The organism is Actinomadura roseirufa, assembly GCF_900659635.1.
Classification (GTDB): domain Bacteria; phylum Actinomycetota; class Actinomycetes; order Streptosporangiales; family Streptosporangiaceae; genus Spirillospora; species Spirillospora roseirufa.
Genome location: NZ_CAACVB010000200.1, coordinates 1 through 14,544, shown reverse-complemented (window position 1 = coordinate 14,544; position 14,544 = coordinate 1). Strand labels below are relative to the sequence as shown.

The 14,544-nt window shown below is 75.0% G+C and carries 15 protein-coding genes; 9 read left to right on the top strand and 6 right to left on the bottom strand.

The annotated features are described in order from the left end of the window. Together E1291_RS30735 and E1291_RS30730 are read right to left on the bottom strand one after the other, a co-directional pair. Positions 1–2,001 (bottom strand): helix-turn-helix domain-containing protein (locus E1291_RS30735; protein WP_131741579.1); only part of this gene is annotated, 2,001 nt, incomplete at its 3' end. A gap of 3 nt (positions 2,002–2,004) precedes the next feature. Continuing rightward, on the bottom strand, positions 2,005–2,496 hold the full coding sequence (locus tag E1291_RS30730; RefSeq protein ID WP_131741578.1) for a hypothetical protein: 492 nt from the start codon (positions 2,494–2,496) through the stop codon (positions 2,005–2,007). Between the two features lie 191 nt (positions 2,497–2,687). Here E1291_RS30730 and E1291_RS30725 point away from each other — a divergent pair, with 191 nt between their 5' ends. Together E1291_RS30725 and E1291_RS30720 are read left to right on the top strand one after the other, a co-directional pair. Beyond that, positions 2,688–3,350, top strand: a complete 663-nt coding sequence (locus E1291_RS30725) for an MBL fold metallo-hydrolase (RefSeq protein WP_131741577.1) — start codon at positions 2,688–2,690, stop codon at positions 3,348–3,350. Between the two features lie 261 nt (positions 3,351–3,611). Continuing rightward, complete coding sequence (locus E1291_RS30720) at positions 3,612–4,142, top strand: ATP-binding protein (protein ID WP_242614473.1); 531 nt, start codon at positions 3,612–3,614, stop codon at positions 4,140–4,142. Positions 4,143–4,171: 29 nt separating this feature from the next. On the opposite strand, the gene E1291_RS30715 is transcribed toward E1291_RS30720, so the two are convergent. Next, entirely contained in the window at positions 4,172–5,461 is a 1,290-nt protein-coding gene (locus E1291_RS30715; RefSeq protein WP_131741575.1) for an alpha/beta hydrolase family protein, read from the bottom strand. Positions 5,462–5,630: 169 nt separating this feature from the next. Here E1291_RS30715 and E1291_RS30710 point away from each other — a divergent pair, with 169 nt between their 5' ends. Then, positions 5,631–6,716 carry an S-(hydroxymethyl)mycothiol dehydrogenase gene (locus E1291_RS30710; protein WP_131741574.1) on the top strand — a complete coding sequence of 362 codons (1,086 nt, stop codon included), beginning with the start codon at positions 5,631–5,633 and terminating at the stop codon, positions 6,714–6,716. Then, on the top strand, positions 6,716–7,342 hold the full coding sequence (locus tag E1291_RS30705) for an MBL fold metallo-hydrolase (protein ID WP_207401024.1): 627 nt from the start codon (positions 6,716–6,718) through the stop codon (positions 7,340–7,342). The genes E1291_RS30710 and E1291_RS30705 overlap by 1 nt, the downstream gene beginning before the upstream one ends. 62 nt (positions 7,343–7,404) lie before the next feature. Here E1291_RS30705 and E1291_RS30700 read toward each other — a convergent pair whose 3' ends face one another. After that, positions 7,405–8,100, bottom strand: a complete 696-nt coding sequence (locus E1291_RS30700; protein WP_131741573.1) for a TetR/AcrR family transcriptional regulator — start codon at positions 8,098–8,100, stop codon at positions 7,405–7,407. Between the two features lie 83 nt (positions 8,101–8,183). Here E1291_RS30700 and E1291_RS30695 point away from each other — a divergent pair, with 83 nt between their 5' ends. Together E1291_RS30695 and E1291_RS30690 are read left to right on the top strand one after the other, a co-directional pair. Then, a complete protein-coding gene (locus tag E1291_RS30695) occupies positions 8,184–9,641 on the top strand; it encodes a DHA2 family efflux MFS transporter permease subunit (protein WP_131741572.1) in 1,458 nt (485 codons plus the stop codon). Positions 9,642–9,654: 13 nt separating this feature from the next. Then, entirely contained in the window at positions 9,655–10,443 is a 789-nt protein-coding gene (locus E1291_RS30690; protein ID WP_165495361.1) for a hypothetical protein, read from the top strand. Here the strand turns inward: E1291_RS30690 and E1291_RS30685 are convergent. Then, complete coding sequence (locus E1291_RS30685) at positions 10,430–12,082, bottom strand: adenylate/guanylate cyclase domain-containing protein (protein ID WP_131741571.1); 1,653 nt, start codon at positions 12,080–12,082, stop codon at positions 10,430–10,432. The two genes, E1291_RS30690 and E1291_RS30685, sit on opposite strands and share 14 nt — an antisense overlap. 174 nt (positions 12,083–12,256) lie before the next feature. Here E1291_RS30685 and E1291_RS30680 point away from each other — a divergent pair, with 174 nt between their 5' ends. Then, a complete protein-coding gene (locus tag E1291_RS30680) occupies positions 12,257–12,592 on the top strand; it encodes an SPW repeat protein (RefSeq protein WP_131741570.1) in 336 nt (111 codons plus the stop codon). Positions 12,593–12,663: 71 nt separating this feature from the next. Then, positions 12,664–13,335 (top strand): TetR/AcrR family transcriptional regulator, encoded by a 672-nt coding sequence (locus E1291_RS30675; RefSeq protein WP_131741569.1) that lies wholly within the window; start codon positions 12,664–12,666, stop codon positions 13,333–13,335. Between the two features lie 6 nt (positions 13,336–13,341). On the opposite strand, the gene E1291_RS30670 is transcribed toward E1291_RS30675, so the two are convergent. Then, positions 13,342–13,836, bottom strand: a complete 495-nt coding sequence (locus tag E1291_RS30670; protein ID WP_131741568.1) for a winged helix-turn-helix transcriptional regulator — start codon at positions 13,834–13,836, stop codon at positions 13,342–13,344. Positions 13,837–13,934: 98 nt separating this feature from the next. Between E1291_RS30670 and E1291_RS30665 the strand changes: the two genes are divergently transcribed. Beyond that, positions 13,935–14,544: MFS transporter (locus E1291_RS30665; RefSeq protein WP_131741567.1), on the top strand; the 610-nt coding region annotated here is incomplete at its 3' end.

The window sequence follows — 14,544 nt, the reverse complement described above, 5'->3', positions numbered from 1 at the left end:
CGTCCCGTCCTGGACGGCGGGGCGCCGCGCCCCGCCCAGCGCCGCCCCCCTCTCCCGCGCCTCGGCGAGATGGCCGGCCAGCAGCCGCCGCTGCGCCGCCAGCAGGTCGCTGTCGGCGTCCTCGCGCAGGCCCCGCTCGCGGGCGAAGTCGCGCAGCAGGTCGTGCATGCGGTACCGGCCCGGCCCGACGTCGTGCACGAGGTACGCCTGGCGCAGGCCCTCCAGGCATTCGCGGGCCTCGGCGACGCCGCGGTCCTGCAGCGCCGCGAGGGCCGTGGGGGTGAAGTCCGGCCCGGCGACGAGGCCGAGCCTGCGGAACGCCTCGCGCTGGTCGCGGCGCAGGCCGCGGTAGGCGACCTCGAAGGTCGGGCTGAGCACGCTCGCCAGCTCCGGGCCCGCCGCGCCGGGGCCCGCGTGCAGCCCGGCGCCGGGCAGTCCCGCCCCGTACGGCGGCGCGGCCGGGTCGTCCCGGGCGGCCAGCTCGCGGACCGTTCCGGCGATGGACTCGCCGCGGTTCTCGGCCAGCTTCCCGGCCATGACCGCGAGGGCCAGCGGCAGGTGCCCGCACTCGCGGACGAGTCGTTCGACCGCCCGCCGCTCGGCGCGGACGCGGCCGTCGGCGGGACCGAGGACGCCCGCGATGAGGGCCACCGCGTCCTGCGTCACCATCTCGCGCAGCTCCAGCGTCCGCACGTCGGCGCCCTCCAGCAGGGCGGGCAGCCGGCGGCGGCTGGTCACCACCACCAGCCCCGACGACAGCGCCGCCAGCAGCGGGTTGATCTGCTCGGGCCCGGCGGCGTTGTCCAGGACGAGCAGCATCCGCCGATCCGACAGCAGCGACCGGCACTGGGCCGCCAGCTCGGGCTCGGCGCGCGGGAGCTGGTGGCCGGGGACGCCGACCGCGCGCAGGACCTGCCCCATCGCCTCCGCCGGGGTGACCGGGCTGCGCGTGGTGCCGCGCAGGTCGGCGAAGACGACGCCGTCGGGGAAGCGCCCGGCGACCCGGTGCGCCCAGTGCAGGGCCAGGGACGTCTTGCCCACCCCCGCCATCCCCTGGACGACCACGGCGCGCGGCCACTCGGACTGCGACACCAGCATGTCCAGCTTGCCGAGGCTCACGTTGCGGCCCACGAAGTAGGGGTTGTCGGCGGGCAGCCGCACCCCGGGCGGTCTCGGCCCGGAGGTCTCCAGGCGGACGGGCGCGCGGGCGGCGATCCCCGCCGACGGCACGGGCGGGAGCTCGGGCCGCCCGGCCGCCGGGGACGGGGCGTCGCCGGGCGTCGCGACCGGCCACTCGTCCCCCCACGGGCTGGCCTCGCGGCGCAGCAGCTCCAGGTCCAGGACGGTCAGCGGGCGCGGGCGGCGGCCGAGGATCCCCTTGCCGCGCCAGAGCCGGAACCAGCGCACCAGGGTCTCGCGCGAGATCCCCGCCCAGTTGGCCAGCTCCGCCTGGCTGAGCCGCAGCGGGATCTCCACGCCCCGCGCCGCCGGCTCGCCGAACCGGTGGGCCAGCTCCAGCAGGTGGTAGGCGAGCCGCTGCGGATGCTCGGCCGCGCGCACCGCGTGGCGCCGCCCGCCGAACGTCGTGCTCCGCGCCACCGCGTGCATCATCGCCTCCGCGACCTGCGGGTTCGCCGCCAGCAGGGCACGGAACTTGGCGCGGTCGACGCGCAGCGCCGCGACCTGCTCCAGCGCCGCGACCGTGCCGCGCTGCGGGTGCCCCCACGGGCCGAGGACGCCGACCAGGTCGCCCGGCCCGACGAGGTCGATGATCGACTCATCGCCCTCGCTGGAGTCGACGAACTCCTTGGCGACCGCGTTGCCCGCCGCGCGCGGCGCCGCCTTGAACACCACGTACACCGCCGGCGCGATCACCCCCTGGTGGCACAGCATCCCGCCGGGCGGAACGTCGGCGCGCCGCCCCATGGCCCGCAGGGCCTGCCGGTCGGTCGGGGAGAGCAGCTCCCAGAAGCTGCCCGGCCGGGCCTCATGGTCGCTCACCGCTTACCCGCCCGCCACGGCCGCCGCCATCGTCCAGAACAGGAACAGCACGCCCGCCGTCACCGCCCACACGACGGCCCGCCAGGACAGCTCGCCGCAGCGATGCGCGGCCGACAGCAGCCGCCGCAGCTCGGCGTCGCGGACGCCGGGGTCCAGGGTGGCGGACGAGCCGAACGGCGTCCACGGCACGCCCGGGTCGACCGGCGCCCCGGTACGGTCGCGGACCTCCCTGAGCGCTGCCACGAGCGTGATCCGCGACCGCGTCGCGTACCCGGCCGAGACGCAGCCGGCGAGCGCGAGCACCGGGAGCAGGGCGAGCGCGGGGGCGCCCGGCGCGCCCACGGCGAGCCGCGCGAGGGTCCCGGTCAGCACGAGGGCGAGCAACGCCATCGCCATCGTGGCGTCCTGCCCGCAGAGCCGGACCAGCGCGCAGGCCCGCCCGAGGATGTCCTCGGGCGCCTGCTCGTCCGGTCCGGGACGGAATGCCGTGACCACCGCGTCACCGTCCTCACGGTCGATCCTGATCTTCCAACTCCCATGGTGGGACGGCAAGGCCGCGATGTCCGTCCGCGAGCGCACGACCCGGCTGCGTCTGGTGACGCATTCCGGCGTGCGGAACACCGGGCACGGGGCGCGGGGGACGATGGTGGAAGATGGGGCTCCGCGTACCCCCGACGGGAGGACTGATGAGCTACACGGGGAACGTCGAGGCCGGCGGCCGGCCCGACGTCCGGGAGCTGCCGGGCCTGACGGTCACCAAAGTGGCGGTGGGGCCCTATGACAACAACGCCTACATCCTGCGCTGCACGGCGACGGGCGAACAGCTGCTGATCGACGCGGCGAACGAGGCGTCACGGCTGCTGGAGCTGGTCGGCGACGGGCCGCTCGCGCGCATCGTCACCACGCACCGCCACCAGGACCACTGGATGGCGCTGAGCGAGGTCGCCGGGGCCACCGGCGCCCCGGTCGTCGCGCACCCCCGCGACGCCGAGGCCCTGCCGGAGCCCGTCACCGAACCGGTCGAGCACGGCGACACCGTCCGCGTCGGGCGGGTGGCGCTGGAGGTCGTGCACCTGCGCGGCCACACTCCGGGCTCGATCGCGCTGCTGTACGACGGCGGCGAGCAGGCGGCCGGGCCCCACCTGTTCACCGGCGACAGCCTGTTCCCGGGCGGGGTCGGCAACACCTGGGGCGACCCGACCCTGTTCAAGCAGCTGCTGGCGGACGTGGAGGAGCGCGTCTTCGACCGTTTCCCGGACACCACCTGGTTCTACCCGGGCCACGGCAAGGACTCCACGCTCGGCCGCGAACGGCCCTCGCTGCCCGAGTGGCGGTCCCGCGGCTGGTGACCGCGGGACGGACTCCGCGCGGCGGCTCCCGCGCGGCGGCCGGCCCTCCGGGCGGACCCTCGGACGGGCCTGGACGGCTCTCTCCCGGCGGCGTGACCTGCCGCTGAAGCGGTCCTCGGCGCACCCGGCGGAACAACCGGTGGGAAATGTTCGTTTGTCCCACCACACCTCACCGATCTCGGGGCCGAGACCAGGAGATGGACCATCATCCACCACCTCAGTGAGCTGGGACGCGTTCTCCACTACCCGGCGGGCTCGCTCGTGCTCCTCGCCGGGCTTCCGGGCGCGGGCAAGAGCACGCTGCTCAACCGGCTGTACCGGCTGCGGGGCGACGAGACGCGCCCGGCGCGCTTCGGCGACGTCCGGGTGATCGACTCGCGGCAGTCCCGCAACTGGTGGGCGCGGTTCCTGCACCCGATCCCCCCGCGCCTGCGCACGCCGCTCGTCCACGCGACGCACGTGTGGCGCATCGGCCGGGCCGTCGCCGGCGGCCACGGGGTCGTGGCGCACACGCGGGGCACCTGGCCGCACATCCTGCACTTCTTCGCGTTCCTGGTGCGGCTGCGCGGCGGCCGGATGCACCTGATCCTCATCGACGTCGACCCCGAGACCGCGCGGGCCGGGCAGATGGCGCGCGGGCGCGTCGTCACCGGCACCACCTTCGCCCGGCACTGCCGCCGCTGGGTCCCGCTGATGAGACGGGCGCGCAGCGGGACCTTGCCCCCCGCGGCCGGCGTCACGGTCCTGGACCGTGACGCCGCCGACCGGCTGGAGGTCATTCGTTTCGGCTGACCCCGCGGTCCGGGGATCGGCGAAGCGGGTCAGCGCAGCCCCGCGAACCAGCGCAGGGCCAGCGTCGTGCCCGCCAGGTTCGAGCCGAGGTGCCGGGAGCCCCCGTAGGTCCGGTCGCCCACGTCGATCACCGGGACGCGGCGGCCGCGCGCCGCGAACCCGGCCTCGCAGTGCGCCGTGTTGTCCGTGGTCGCCTGGTCGTCCTGGCTGATCTTGTAAAGCCGGGTCGGGACGCGCGGGGTCCAGGCCGTGCAGACCTCCGCGTCCACGGCCAGGGCCTCGGCGAACGTTCCGGTCGGGTGGCGCAGCAACGCGAAACCCTGGGGAGTGAGCAGCTCGTCGAGCGTCCCAGGCAGACCCTTCAGCATGACCGGCCCGGGGGTCGTCCCGTCGAAGTACCCCTCGACCCGGCCGGCGTACGGCTCTTGGAAGAGTTCCGAGGGCGTCCGGTAGAGCCCGCCGTGGATGCGGTTCCACGAGGTGAACAGATAGGAGACATAGGCGACGGCCATCTTCGGGGGCAGCTCGCCGTTCAGCAGGGAGGGCAGTTCCGCGCCCCGGAAGTCGTATCCACCGCTGATCGGCGCCAGGGCACGGAGACGGAACCTCGGCTCGGCGCCTTCCTGCAAGGCCCTGGCCAGGCCCAGCGCGGACGAGGCGCCCTGGGAGAACCCGGTCACCAGCACCTGCCCGTCCAAGGAGCGTCCCGCGCGCGGCACGAACCGGCCGGCGGCGCGGAGCATGTCCAGGGAGGCGGACGTCTCCGACGGCACGTCCTTCCAGGGGTGCACGCCGGGTCCCATGCCCAGGCCGAGGTAGTCGGGGGCCACGGCCGCGAAGCCCGCCGCCCCGTAGGTGATGGCGGGGCCGGGGCTGAAGACGCCCTCCGAGCGGGACGGGGCGTCGGGCTTGTAGCTGGTCGTGCCGTGCGTGTAGGAGACGGTGCGGAGCCTTCGCGTCCCGTTGCGCGGCAGGACGAGCAGGCCGCTCGCGGTGGTGGCGCGCTGCCGGGTGTCCACGGTCGTGTAGACGATGCGGTAGGTGTCGACGCCGTACCGGACCGACTCGGTGTCGAACTTCTCACCGGCCAGCCACGTCCGGATCTCCTCGGCCGACATGTGCTTCAGAGGCGTCACCGAGACCGGCTCACCCCGCCGCTGCGACACGCCCGGCGTCGTGACGGCCGCCCCGGAATCGGGACGCCGCGACGGGGCCGAGCCGTCCTGCGCGAACGCGGGCACGGCGGAGCCGGCCGCCACGGCGGCGGCGGCGGTCCCCCCGACGAGGCAGGTCGTCAGGCGTGAATTACGGCGGGTCATGCGGGTCCTCGTTTCTGTCCGGAATGGATCGGCCCCTACTTTCCGCCCGCCGGGATCGGACCCGCATCGCGCCGCATGGGGAACTCCAGTCCGATACCTGAGCGGTACCGCCTCTATAGGCTCCGCCTGAGAGGGACGCGAACGAGGCACACGAGCGAGGGACGGCAGTATGGGACAGCGGGTACGCGGGGTCGTCGCGGCGGGCAAGGGGCAGCCGGTGCGGATCGAGACGATCGTCGTGCCGGATCCCGGACCCGGCGAGGCGGTCGTCCAGGTCCAGGCGTGCGGGGTCTGCCACACCGACCTGCACTACCGGGAGGGCGGGATCAACGACGAGTTCCCGTTCCTGCTCGGGCACGAGGCGGCGGGCGTGGTGGAGTCGGTGGGCGAGGGTGTCACCGAGGTCGCCCCGGGCGACTTCGTCATCCTCAACTGGCGGGCGGTGTGCGGGCAGTGCCGGGCGTGCCTGCGGGGCCGTCCGTGGTACTGCTTCAACACCCATAACGCCGCGCAGAAGATGACGCTGGAGGATGGCACCGCGCTCTCTCCCGCGCTCGGGATCGGCGCGTTCGCCGACAAGACGCTGGTCGCGGCCGGGCAGTGCACCAAGGTCGACCCGGCCGCCAAGCCCGCGGTGGCGGGACTGCTGGGCTGCGGCGTGATGGCCGGGCTCGGCGCCGCGATCAACACCGGCGGGGTCGGGCGGGGCGACTCGGTGGCGGTGATCGGCTGCGGCGGGGTCGGCGCGGCGGCCGTGCTCGGGGCGCGGCTGGCGGGCGCGGCGCGGATCATCGCGATCGACCTGGACGAGCGGAAGCTGGCCACGGCGGCGGCGCTCGGCGCGACGGACACCGTGCCGGCCGGCGACACCGACGTCGTCGCGGCCGTCCGGGACCTGACCGGCGGGTTCGGCGCCGACGTCGTGATCGACGCGGTGGGCCGCCCGGAGACCTACGAACAGGCGTTCTACGCGCGCGACCTCGCCGGGACGGTCGTGCTCGTCGGCGTGCCGACGCCGGAGATGCGGCTGGACCTGCCGCTGCTGGACGTGTTCGGCCGCGGCGGCGCCCTGAAGTCCTCCTGGTACGGGGACTGCCTCCCGTCCCGGGACTTCCCCATGCTCATCGACCTGTACCTCCAGGGCCGCCTGGACCTGGACGCGTTCGTGTCGGAGACGATCCCGCTGGACGGGGTCGAGGCCGCGTTCGAGAAGATGCACCACGGCGACGTGCTGCGCTCGGTGGTGATGTTCTGATGGCCCGCGTCGACCATGTCGTCACGTCCGGGACGTTCTCGCTCGACGGCGGGACGTGGGAGGTCGACAACAACGTCTGGATCGTCGGTGACGACGACGAGGCGGTGGTCATCGACGCCGCGCACGACGCGGACGCGATCGAGGCGGCGCTGGCCGGGCGGCGGCTCACGGCCATCGTGTCGACCCACGGCCACGACGACCACATCGACGCGGCGCCCGCCCTCGCGGCGGCCACCGGGGCACCGATCCTGCTGCACCCGGCCGACCTCATGCTGTGGGAGCGGCGGCATCCGGGCTTCTCTCCCGACGGCGAACTGGCCGACGGGCAGGTCGTCACGGTCGCGGGCACGGAGCTGACCGTCCTGCACACGCCGGGGCACAGTCCCGGCGCGGTGTGCCTTTACGCGCCGGACCTCGGCACGGTGTTCTCGGGTGACACGCTGTTCAGCGGCGGCCCCGGAGCGACCGGGCGGTCGTTCTCCGACTTCCCGACCATCATCGCCTCGATCCGCGAGCGGCTGCTGACGCTGCCGCCGGAGACCGTCGTCCGCACCGGGCACGGGGAGTCCACCACGATCGGCGCGGAGGCCCCGCACCTGGACGAGTGGATCGCCCGCGGGCACTGAGCCCCTGAGCACCCGAAGCGGCGGCCCCGGCGGGGCCGCCGCTTCGTGCTTCACCCGGCGTCTCAGCGCGGCGCGTAGGCGCGCAGGAACGTGTCGACCCCGGCGGTGACGACCGCGTCGACCTCGGCGTCGGACAGGGCGCGGTTCCCGAGCTCGGACAGGCCCGCCAGCTCGTGCGTGATCAGCGCGATGAACTGGCCCGCCGCGCGGTCCGGATCGGGGATCTCCAGGTGGCCCGCGTTGGCCAGCCGGGCGAGCCGCCCGGCGAGCGCGTCCAGCGCCTGGCCCATGCCGTTCGCGCGGATGGTGCCGTACAGATCGGGGAAGCGGACGGACTCGGCGTGCAGCATCCGCTGCAGCGCCCATGACTCGGGCTCGTGGAAGCAGCCGACCAGCCGCGGCGCGACCGCGAGCAGCGCGGCGCGCAGCGCGGCGCCGTCGGCCGCGTCGGCCGGGAAGGTCTCCAGCGCGGCGAGGAGCTTGGCGCCGGTGTCCCGGGCGGCGCCCAGCATGATCTCCCGGAACAGGTTCTCCTTGCCGCCCAGATGGTTGTAGATCGTCGGCTTCGCGACGCCCGCCTCGGCGGCGATCATGTCGATGCTCGCCCGCTCGTACCCCTCGCGGGAGAACACGCGCAGCGCCGCGTCCAGGATCGCCTCGCGCTTGTCCAGCCGGCCCCGGCGCCGGGGCCGTTCCTCCACGGCCGCGGCACCGGCCCGCCCGTCCTCCGGCCCGCCCGTGGTCTCGCCCGCGCTCATGCGGCCATGCTACCGTCCCGATTGCCAATTTGAACTACATAGTTCATTCTCGTGAACTACATTGGATAAAACTGGAGGTGGTCATGGGGACGGACGCGGAGGACCGGATCGACGGGCCGCTCGCCCGGCTCATCGGCGTGATGGTGCTGGGCGGCTTCATGGCGCTGCTCGACGCGACGATCGTCAACGTCGGGATCGGCACGCTCGCCCGGCACTTCGACGCGCCGCTCGACACGGTCGAGTGGACGGCCAGCGCCTACATGCTGACGCTGGCCGCGGCGATCCCGGTGAGCGGCTGGGCGGTCGACCGCTTCGGCGGCCGGACGGTGTGGCTGGCCGGGCTCGCGCTGTTCACCGCCGGGTCGCTGCTGTGCGCGCTGGCCTGGTCCGCGGGCGCGCTGATCGCGTTCCGCGTGGTGCAGGGCGTCGGCGGCGGCCTGATGGAGCCCACGATGCTGACCGTGCTGGCCCGCGCCGCCGGGCCGCGCCGCGCGGGCCGGCTGATGGCGGTGATGTCGGTGCCGATGACCCTCGGCCCGATCCTCGGCCCGGTCGCCGGCGGGCTGATCAACGAGTACCTGCCGTGGCGGTGGATGTTCCTGGTCAACCTGCCGGTCGGCGCGCTCGCCATCGCGCTGGCCCTGCGCGCCGTCCCGGGCGGGGTGCCGGACGGGACGGCGCGCAGGCCGTTCGACGTGGTCGGCGTGCTGCTGCTCAGCCCCGGCTCGGTCGCGGTGATGTACGGGCTGTCGCAGGCGGCGACCGCCGGGTTCGGCGCGCCGCGCGTCATCGCGGGCCTCGTCCTCGGCGCGCTGCTCCTGCTCGGCTACGTCGCGCACGCGCTGCGCCCCTCCGTCGCGCCGCTGGTCGACCTGCGGCTGCTGGCGCTGCGCCCGTACGCGGCGAGCGTCGCGGTGATGACGCTGGTCGGCGGAGTGCTGTTCGCGCTGCTGTTCCTGATCCCGCTCTACTACCAGCAGGTCAGGGGGCACGGCGTGCTCGCCGCCGGGCTGCTGCTCGTCCCGCAGGGGGTCGGCGCGTTCTTCGGCATGCCCATCGCGGGGCGGCTCAGCGACCGGATCGGCGCGCGGGCGCTGGTCCCCGCCGGAGGCATGATCCTCGCGCTGACCTCCCTGGCCTACACCCAGGCGGGGACGGACGCGAGCCTGGTCTGGCTCGGCGTGTGCTCCTTCGTGGGCGGCCTCGGGCTCGGCTTCATCGGCGCGCCCACCATGGCGTCGGTGTACCGCTCCGTCCCGGCCGAGTCGACGCCGAGCGCGACGGGAACGCTGTACGTGCTCAACCAGATCGGCGCCGCGCTCGGCATCACCGTCGTGACGCTCCTGCTCCAGCACCGGATCTCCGGCGGCGCGTCCCCGGCCGAGGCGTTCGGCACCGCGTTCTGGTGGATGGTGGCGGCCTCGGCCGCGCTGCTGCTCGCCGGATTCGCGCTGCCCGGACGTCCCGGCGGCGCGACCGCGATAGGGTCCGCGGTGGCGGAGGAGTCTTCGCGTGCCCCGGAGGGCGCGGAATCCCGGTGAGCTAGGGGGTGCGATGCGGCCCAGGGCACCGCGAGCCGCTGCCGTCGTGCTCTGGGCCGTGCTGCTGTGCGGCTCGGGTGCCCTCGCGGGCTGCGGGCGCGGCGCGAGCCGCTCAGCGGGGGCGCTGGAGGTCCCGCCGCCGACCGCGGCCGTCCCCGCCGCCCCGCCGGCCGTTCCTTCCCCCACCGCGAGCCCTCCCGCGGAGACGGCCTCGCCCAGTCCCTCGTCAGGGCCCCCGGCGCGCCCGCTCGGCCACCGCGGCGGCTGGCGCATCACCACCTACTACACGGCGCTCCAGAGCCTCTACCACGGCAAGCCCAAGGCGGTCCGCGGCTGCCTCAGGTTCCACTGCTCGCACGGCAAGGACCCGCTCGGCTCCTACCCCGAGGACTTCCTCAAGGTCGTGCAGACCGAGGGCAGCGGGCGCCTGACCGCCGGGACGGGCGAGGGCCGCTACCTCAACTGGTCCTCCAGCGTCGGGTTCTGGCTCGACGCCACCACCCGCGACTCGTCGGGACGGCCGCTGCGGGGCTGGACGTCGGCCGCGGCCGACCGTTCCGTCCTGGCCCGCGGGCAGGGCTTCGTCATCGCCGGCTGCGGAAAGGACGGGAACGGCCGCCCGGTCGAGGACGAGGTGTGCCGGAGGTTCCGCAAGGCCCGCTGGACGGTCACGGACCTGTTCCGCCCGGGCTACGGCGGAGAGAACCACGCCGACGTCTACATCGGCGAGGAGCACGGCTCCAGGCTGGCGGACTCGCCCTTCTACACGACGCTCCGCGGAGCCACCCTCACCACGTCCTAGGTCGTGTTCCGCAGCCCTGCTCAGGGGGCTCGCCCTGGGTCTTCTTCCCGGAGACGCGCTCCGAGCGGCGGGGCGTGGCCAGCCGGGTCGGCCGGGTCCGGCCGCGCAGCGTGACCTCCTCCCCCAGCCACCACCGCTCCGCCTCGTCCGGCCCGGCCGCCGCGACCAGCGACCCGGCGGCCAGGACGCGGTCCTCGGTGCTCTTGGCGAGGTCGGTGAGCCGGGCCGCCTCGTTCACCGGATCCCCGATCACGGTGTACTCGAAGCGCTCCTCGGCGCCGATGTGCCCGGCCACGGCCTCGCCCGCCGAGGCCCCGACGGCGGCGCGCACGCCCGGCACCCGCGCGCGCAGCCGCGGGGCCAGCTCGCGCGCGGCGGCGAGCGCCCGGTCCGGCGCCCCGGCCAGCGGCAGCGGCGCACCGAAGATCGCCAGCGCGGCGTCGCCCTCGAACTTGTTGATCCAGCCGCCGTGCGCGCCGACCACCTCGACGACCACGGCGAAGAAGTCGTTCAGCAGCCCGACCACCTCGGCGGGCGGCCGGTCGGCGGCCAGCCGGGTGGACCCGATGATGTCCACGAAGATCACCGCGACCTCGCGCAGCTCGCCGCCGAGGTCGATGCCGCGCTCCAGCGCCACGCGCGCGACGTCCTCGCCGACCTGCCGGCCGAACAGGTCCTGCAGCCGGGCGTGCTCGCGCAGCCCCGCCGCCATGTGGTTGAACCCCGCCTGCAGCAGCCCGACCTCGGTGGCGTCGTAGACCGGCACCTCGACGTCCAGGTCGCCGCGCTCCACCCGGGCGAGGCCGCGCCGCACCGACTCGACCGGGTCGGCGATCGCGCGGGCCGCGCCGTAGGTGACGCCGAGGCCGACCACCAGGGTGAGGCCGCCGAGCGCGAGCACCGCCAGCGCCAGGTCCCGGACGCTGATATCGCCGATCACGAAGGTGCCGATAGCCAGCGTGACCAGCCCGAGGATCGGCACCGCCGTGCCGAGCGCCCACGCCAGCACCGACCGCGCCGCGACGCCGGGCAGGCCGGTGCGGCGCGGCATCCGGCTGTGCAGCGCGCTCGTCACCGCCCGCCGCAGCAGCCGCTCGGTGAGCAGGTAGACGACCGTGCAGGTGGTGAGCCCGCCGAGCAGGCTCGTCAGGCCCAGCTTCACCGCCAGCAGCGCGGAGAAGGGCGCGTTGACGATCACCCAGCCGACCGTGCCGACGCCCCAGAGCGTCAGGTGCAGGGTGGTCAGCCGCAGCGGGCCGTACAGCAGCAGTGCCCGCTCGTGCAGGTCGGGCTCGTCGTGCCGCTCCACCAGCCGCCGCACGCGGCGGAAGAACCGCTCGCCGAGGACGAGACCGGCCGGCATCGCCGCGGTCACGTAGGCGGTGAACACGGCGAGGTTGACCAGCCGGAGCCGCGCGCCGGCCTCCCCCGCCGGGTCGGGCACCACGATCGCGAACAGCAGCACGACCAGCGCGCCGACGAGGTTGGCGACACCCGTGGCGAGGGTCACCAGGACCCGGGCGCGCCGGACGATCCGCGCCCGCGAGTCGTCCGGGCGCCCGTCGATCAGCCGCCACAGGGGACCGAACGGGGTCCGCCGTGGCCGCCCGGCCGCGGGCTCGGCGTCTCCGGTCTCCATGAGCGAGCAGGGTAGCCGGTCGGCGCGCGCCGCCGATCCTGTCCTCCCGTCCCGGATTCCTCACCTCGGGGACGGATGGGCAGGGCCCGCCGGAGAGATTGACCGGTCGGTCAATCAGGGAACTGTACAAATGGGACGAAGAGATCCGAACGGGATCCCCTCCGGAGGTGACGGATGGACAGGTTCGCATGGCAGGACGGGGTGGCCCTCCTGGCCGGCCTCGCCGCGCTGCTGGCCCCCGAGCTGTGGGCCGACGACGCCGGCGAGCAGCCGCTCATGGTGCTGGGCGCCCTGCTGGCGATCGCCGGGCTGTACTCGCTGCTCGGCGCCGCCGGGCCGACGGCCTGGACGGCGACGGCGTTCGCGCTGCTGATCTTCGTGTCGCCGTGGGCGTTCGCCTTCGACGGCGAGGACGCGGCGGCGTGGACGGCATGGATCGCCGGCGGCGTGGCGACTATCGTCGGCGTGTGGGGAGCCACCCGGACGCGCGGCGGCGAGGTCGCGGCCTGACCGGTGTTCCCGAGACGGTCCCGGGCGCACAAGGCGCCCCGGGACCCTTGGACGTTCGGGGGGCGGTACGAGTGAGACCACCGGCAGCGGACCGCCCGCAGGACCCGCCCGCCGCGACCCCGCCCAGCGCGGGCCCGTCCAGCGCGGGCCCGTCCAGCGCGGGCCCGTCCAGCGCGGGCCCGTCCACCGCCGACTCGCGCACCCGCATCCTCGACGCGGCCGAGGCGCTGTTCGCCGACCTCGGGTACGAGGCCAGCTCCACCGCGCGGATCGCGGGCCGGGCCCGGGTGCCCAAGGGCCTGGTGTTCCACTACTTCCCGCAGAAGATCGACGTCCTGGTGACGCTGGTCGACGAGCGGACGTTCGTCGAGGAGCTGCCGGACGAGGCCGCCGAGGCGCTGCTGGCCCTGCCGGGCGACCCCGCGGGCACGCTGTCGCGGCTGGCGCGGCGGCTCCCGCTGCACGCCTCGCCCGCGATGCGGCGGATCCTGTTCCGCGAGGCCGACACGCACCGGTCCGTCCGCGAGCGGCTGGGGCGGCTGAACGGCGAGGTGTTCCTGCGCGCCCGCCGCGCCCTGGAGCTGGCGCTGCCCGGCGCGCGCGGCGACCAGGCGCGCCTGGAGGTCGCCGCCGCGACGTTCACCGCCGTGCTGATCTACCAGGAGAACCTCGCGTCCCTCACGGGCCAGCACGTCGACCCCGACGCGGTGGCCGACCTGATAGCCCGCGCCCTGGGCGCCTAGCGGCGGTCAGACGCGCAGCGGCTCCAGGAGGCGGTGCGGGGTCTGCAGGGCCCGGCTGACCGGGTCGTCCCGGTCGCGGACGCCCGGACCGGCGTGGACCTCCACGTCCTCCATCGGAACGGTCCGCGCACAGGACGGGCAGGCCCCGCCCTGGCCCACCTCGGTGCCGCACTCGGCGTGGACGAACACGCGGCACGGCTCGGACGACAGGTGCCGCTCTCCCCACCGGGCCAGGGTGTGCACGACCGGCCACAGCTCCCTGCCCACCTCGGTGAGCACGTAGTCGTGGCCCTCCTTGGCGAGCACGCCCGTCTCGACGAGCACCTGGAGCCGCGACGACAGGACCGCGCGCGGGACGTCCAAGTGGACCTGGAAGTCGCTGAAGCGGCGCACGCCGTACATCGCGTCGCGGACGATCAGCAGGGTCCAGCGCTCGCCGACGACCTCCAGGGCCCTGGCCAGCGAGCAGTCCTGCCGTGCGTAGTCCTTGCCGAGTGCCATGGCACCACCGTACCCGCCCCGAGTTCAATCAGTGAACCACATCGTGCTACGGTCGCCACGTCCACAAGTTCATTCATTGAACTAGCTCGGGAGACCGCATGACGACTCTGGCGACCTCACGCGCCGGGAGGGCCGCGCCGGGCTCCACCGCGGCCCTGGTCCTGCCCGCCGCCGCCACCCTGCTGGCCCTGATGAACTACACCGCGCCGCTCGGGGTGCTGACCGAGACCGCGCGGGGGCTGGAGGCGGGCGCGACGGCCCGGATCTGGCTGATGAGCTCGATCAGCCTCGGCCTCGCCATGGCGCTGCTGGCCACCGGGAGCCTGGCCGACGACCACGGCCGCAGGCGGGTGTTCGTGATCGGCGCCGCCGTGCTCGCCGCGTCCAGCATCGCCTGCGGCGCCGCCACGGAGCCGCTCGTCTTCATCGCCGGCCGGATCCTGCAGGGCGCGGCGAGCGCGGCGCTGCTCACCACGAGCCTCGGCATCATCGCCGCCACGTTCGAGGCGGGACCGCGCCGCGCGCACGCCACCGGGATCTGGGGCGCGATGCTCGGCCTCGGCATCGCGCTCGGCCCGATCGCCGCGGCCGTGCTGACCTCGCTCGCGGGCTGGCGGACCTGGTTCTGGGTCGCGCTGGCCGCCGCGGCGGTGCTCGCCGCGGCGGCCGTCCGGACGCTGCCGGAGTCGCGCGCGGCGCGCCCGCGCG

Coding starts and splice junctions, on each gene's coding strand:
- E1291_RS30725 (WP_131741577.1), top strand. CDS start 2,688: ATGAGCTACACGGGGAACGTCGAGGCCGGCGGCCGGCCCGACGTCCGG.
- E1291_RS30715 (WP_131741575.1), bottom strand. CDS start 5,461: ATGACCCGCCGTAATTCACGCCTGACGACCTGCCTCGTCGGGGGGACC.
- E1291_RS30710 (WP_131741574.1), top strand. CDS start 5,631: ATGGGACAGCGGGTACGCGGGGTCGTCGCGGCGGGCAAGGGGCAGCCG.
- E1291_RS30705 (WP_207401024.1), top strand. CDS start 6,716: ATGGCCCGCGTCGACCATGTCGTCACGTCCGGGACGTTCTCGCTCGAC.
- E1291_RS30700 (WP_131741573.1), bottom strand. CDS start 8,100: ATGAGCGCGGGCGAGACCACGGGCGGGCCGGAGGACGGGCGGGCCGGT.
- E1291_RS30695 (WP_131741572.1), top strand. CDS start 8,184: ATGGGGACGGACGCGGAGGACCGGATCGACGGGCCGCTCGCCCGGCTC.
- E1291_RS30690 (WP_165495361.1), top strand. CDS start 9,655: ATGCGGCCCAGGGCACCGCGAGCCGCTGCCGTCGTGCTCTGGGCCGTG.
- E1291_RS30685 (WP_131741571.1), bottom strand. CDS start 12,082: ATGGAGACCGGAGACGCCGAGCCCGCGGCCGGGCGGCCACGGCGGACC.
- E1291_RS30680 (WP_131741570.1), top strand. CDS start 12,257: ATGGACAGGTTCGCATGGCAGGACGGGGTGGCCCTCCTGGCCGGCCTC.
- E1291_RS30670 (WP_131741568.1), bottom strand. CDS start 13,836: ATGGCACTCGGCAAGGACTACGCACGGCAGGACTGCTCGCTGGCCAGG.